Annotated in this window: 1 protein-coding gene; it reads right to left on the bottom strand. The window is 28.6% G+C overall.

The annotated features are described in order from the left end of the window. Positions 1–601: 601 nt before the first annotated feature. On the bottom strand, positions 602–1,228 hold the full coding sequence (locus TS70_RS05455) for a hypothetical protein (protein WP_232332510.1): 627 nt from the start codon (positions 1,226–1,228) through the stop codon (positions 602–604). Positions 1,229–1,325 lie beyond the last annotated feature (97 nt).

Below are 1,325 nucleotides of genomic sequence, written 5' to 3'. Positions count from 1 at the left end.
GTTCAGGGTGATTGGTAATCTGCGTTAACAAAGAATCCAATTAAGAAAATGACTGCTAAACCAGTGATCGCTAAAGCTCATAATAATGATCAGAATCCCGGCTTAACTGATAAGGNAATTAAAATATATAAAACCCCTAAAATCAGTAAGACTGGTCAACTTGTATCTCAGCCATAAATCAAAGTTTTTGCTGGAACACCTGCCGCAAACAAAATTCCAATTATAATAANTTCAAGNAGCGCCAATAAACATTAAAATTTTTGNTNATGTCAAATTTTTCATATTTTTTCTCCTTTCGATAATTATAGTAATTATACCGGAAAATTATGAAATTATTTTGGCATTTTTATAACCTTCAGTATTAAAAGAATTAAAATTTTTTGATTTTAAGAATATCAAAACATCGGAAGCACGAAAGTTATTATTAATTGCAGGAATTAGTTGTGGTGAAATATATTGGGCATTATTATCACCTTTAATTGTAAAGTAAAAACCTCAGTGNGGTAGAAGATATTTTACTTTGTTAAAACTATTATTTATTCAATCTTCTTGATAATTTAAATCAATTCGAAATACATTGTGGGCACCTGTTTTTGACACTTTAAATTTCCTTCTGAATATCTGTTTGCAATAAGTTTCCTCAACTATTAGAATCTCATCATACAAATTTTGTTCCATTTACTTCTTGAACTGGATGCGAATCAGCAATTGTTCCGCGTTCATCAAACTCTTTTTGAAAGCTATCATTTAGTTGTTTCATATTTTTACTATTTTTAATGTCTTGTCATTTATCTTGTGCCATCATAGTATATCCACCAACAGCTGTATTTTGCGTTAAAAAGGGATTAGAAATATACATACCATTGTCGGCTTTTCTAAATGTTATTGGCTCATAAATCTGAGTTACGAGTTGCATATTAGCAGTATCAGCAAATGATAACTTTTTCATAACTTCATCAATATTAGTAATATTCTTAAAATGAACATAAGCATGGCTTTCTTGGTTAAGGTCTAACCAATTGTTTTGTTCGAAACTACTTCTTGCCGATGATAAATAATAATTATCATAACCAACGGTAAACTCTTTTGATTCCTCTGTTTTCATATGATAAATCCAATCTGGATCCTTATATGAAATAAACTCATCAGTATTTTTACAAGCAATAATTGTCGCTGTTGGTAACAAAATAAATGAACTACTTAATATCACTATTAATAATTTTTTCATCTTCTTTTTTATTCTTTCTAGCAAATTAACAATGGACAATTTAATTCTAGTTACAATAAACAAAAAAGCATTCCCAAAATGCTTTTTATATAACAAT

The sequence above is a fragment of the Spiroplasma sp. hyd1 genome (genome assembly GCF_016082235.1).
Taxonomy (GTDB): Bacteria; Bacillota_I; Bacilli_A; order Mycoplasmatales; family Mycoplasmataceae; genus Spiroplasma; species Spiroplasma poulsonii.
This window is presented reverse-complemented; position numbering and strand designations above follow the sequence as displayed.